2 protein-coding genes and 1 pseudogene are annotated in these 2,888 nt (G+C 65.9%); all 3 read right to left on the bottom strand.

The window, feature by feature from the left end:
* Positions 1-305, bottom strand: a pseudogene (locus tag VFA16_RS02030) (glycogen debranching enzyme); the annotation flags it as partial.
* A gap of 68 nt (positions 306-373) precedes the next feature.
* Positions 374-2,554: an acyltransferase family protein gene (locus tag VFA16_RS02035; protein WP_324966215.1), complete on the bottom strand. Its 2,181-nt coding sequence runs from the start codon at positions 2,552-2,554 to the stop codon at positions 374-376.
* Between the two features lie 100 nt (positions 2,555-2,654).
* Positions 2,655-2,888 (bottom strand): NlpC/P60 family protein (locus VFA16_RS02040; RefSeq protein ID WP_324966216.1); only part of this gene is annotated, 234 nt, incomplete at its 5' end.

Here is a 2,888-nt window from a genome sequence, read left to right on the forward strand (position 1 = left end):
GGGTCGAGCAGCAGCTTGCTCGGGTCGCAGCGATGGCCGGCGGCCGGCTCGAACGGCCCGTGCACTCGAAACCCGTAGCGTTGGCCGGGTCCGACGCCGGGCAGATATGCATGCCAGACATATCCGTCGACCTCGTCGAGATTGATGCGGGTTTCGGTGTCGTCGTCGTCGATCAAGCACAGCTCGACTTTGTCGGCGATTTCGGAGAACAGCGCGAAGTTGGTGCCGGCGCCGTCATAGGTGGCACCTAGCGGATAGTTGTTGCCCGGCCACACAGTGGGCAGCGTCGGCGTGGTTTGGGTCATGTCCGTGTTCGGTTGTCTCGGCGGCATCACTCGACTTTATCCGCGCCGCGCACGGGCCGCTTGAACTGTCACCACCAGCCAGTGGCCGCGGCGATTTGGCGTCCGAGCTCACCGGCCATGGTGCGCATGTAGGTGGCCGACAGGTGGTGAGCGTCGTGGTAGATCAACACATTTCCCTCGACGGCGCGGCAGATGTCCGGCCGGCAGATCGCGTCGCTCATGTCCAGCGGTTTGAGCATCGGGAACTGTTCGACGAAGTCCAGCGTCGGGTTGCGATCGGCCAGCACGTCGGAACGTTTGATCCCGCACGACGTCGTGTTGCCGCCCTTGGCCAGGCAATCAGCGGGTTCGAACGGCTGGCCGTCCTTGACCAGCCACGGCGTGTCCCGCATGGCCAGCACCGGAATGTTGTTGTCAGCGAACGTCTGCCAGATACCGATATAGGTGGCCGGCATCACGTCGCCGGGTTTGATGTTCCACGGCCGAGTCGAGGTCGTGAACACGTAGTCGGGACGGTCGGCGATGAGCTTGCCCATCGCCTTCTGCACCCACTCATGGCACTGGGGGTAGGCGGCGTTGTTGCCCATGATCAGCGGGACTTCCTCAGTGGACAGTGGGCATCCCATCTTGAGGTAGGTGACCACTTTGAAGTGGTGCATGCGGCCGAGCAGGTCCAGCGCGGTGATCCAGTGTTCGGCGTGCGACCCGCCGGCCAGCGCGATGGTGCGGGTGGCCTGAACGTCGCCATAGGTGCAGTTGATCAGGGCCGGGTTGGTCCAGTCACTGATACAGCCGTCTTTGGTGGACAGTGGCAGATCGTTCTTGGCTTCCAGCACGGTGGGCCGCATCCGCAGCTTGGGCACCCGCATCTGCTTGACCAGCGCCCGCGCCCCTGGATAGTCGCGTGCACTGAGCCCGATGAGCTCTTTGCCGTCGGCGCGTTGGACGGTGACATGCTCACGCCAGGTGAACGAGGTCGCGGTCAAGGTCACGCCGAGCAGGGCCACTACCGAGCCCAGCGCCATCGTGGGCCGGCGCAACCGCGTCCGCCACGGCACCGCCGGCGCCGGCGCCGGCGATTTCGCGTTGGCCGTTGCGCGATACCGCAGCGGGTCCTCGACGTGCCGCATGGTCAGGTAGGCCAGCACGCCGGAGATCAGCAGTACCGCGGTGCCCTCGATGAAGTTGGCGCGCCGATGACCGGTATAGACGAGCCAGAAGATCAGCAGCGGCCAGTGCCAGAGGTACAGCGAATATGCCATGCCGCCAAGCGTCACCAGCGGCCCCGCGGCCAGCAGGCGGTTGGGCAGCGGCATCTGGCCGTCGGTGCTCGGGTGGGCGTATCGGTTGGCTCCGGCAAGGATGAACAGCACCGTTGCGACTACGGGTACGCATGCCCACGGGCCGGGGAATTCCTTGACCCCGTCGATCAGCGCGCCGCAGGACAGGATCGCTGCTAGCGCCACCGTGGAGATCACGCTGCGCAGCCACATCGGCCAGCGGACATAGGGGACCAGTGCACCGACCAGCGCCCCCAGCAGCAGCTCCCACGCTCGCGCGAAACTGTCGTAGTAGGCCACCGCCTGGTTGGTGTGGTGTGCATTGATCGCGTAGACGAACGACGCCACGGTCAGCGCGGTGAGCAACATCACGAACATCGTCCGCGTCCGCGCGCCAAGGGATCGCCGCAGCAGGTACGCACAGCCGAACACCAGCGCCAAAAACGCGATGTAGAACTGGCCCTGCACCGACATCGACCAGATGTGTTGCAGCGGACTGACCGCTTCGCCGGCCCGCAGATAGTCGGCCACGCCGTTGGCCAGCTCCCAGTTCTGGTAGTAACCCAGACTCGCCAGGCTCTGGTCGGCGAAGGTCTCCCAGCGGGTCTGCGGCTGGATCAGGATCGTGAGCACGGCGCACCCAGCCAGCACCACGACCAGGGCGGGCAGCAGTCGTCGTACAAGCCGGATGACTTCGGGCACCGGCGACAGCGATCCCCCAGTTTTCAGGGCGGGGTTGAGCGCGGCGCGCAGCACCTTGCCACCGAAGAAGAACCCGGACAGCGCCAAAAACACGTCGACACCACCGGAGACGCGGCCGAACCAGACGTGGAACATCGCGACCAGCGCGATCGCGATGCCGCGCAGGCCGTCCAGGTCGTGGCGGTAGAACCCTGACTGGCGAGCACCGCTCGCGGCAGCGGCAGGCCGGCGAGCGGCAACCGGGCGGATCGCGGGGAGGGTCAGCATGATCGCCAGACAATCTACCTAACCGGTTCCCCGGCCGAGCGGACGCAAAAGCACCCCCATCCTGGCCCACATGGCCGCTTTTGCGTCTGCTCGGCGCAAGTCAGGAGTCGATGATCCGGGTCAGGTAGGGCGTCATGTTGGTGGTGCGTGCCGCCGACACCGTCACCGCCGGATCAGTGGCCTCGATCATCTGTCCGTTGCCGAGGTAGATCGCGACGCTTTGGCTGCCGCCGGGGCCATAGCAGATCAGGTCGCCCGGTCGGGCCTGCGCCGGCGGGATTTTGCGGCCGACGTTGCACTGCTCGCCCGAGGTCCGCGGCATCTTGATGCCGGC

It is taken from the genome of Mycobacterium sp. (assembly GCF_035653355.1).
Taxonomy (GTDB): Bacteria; Actinomycetota; Actinomycetes; order Mycobacteriales; family Mycobacteriaceae; genus Mycobacterium.

What these genes read in the sequence shown, in the direction of transcription:
- VFA16_RS02035 (WP_324966215.1), bottom strand. Translation starts at nt 2,554, where the DNA reads ATGCTGACCCTCCCCGCGATCCGCCCGGTTGCCGCTCGCCGGCCTGCC.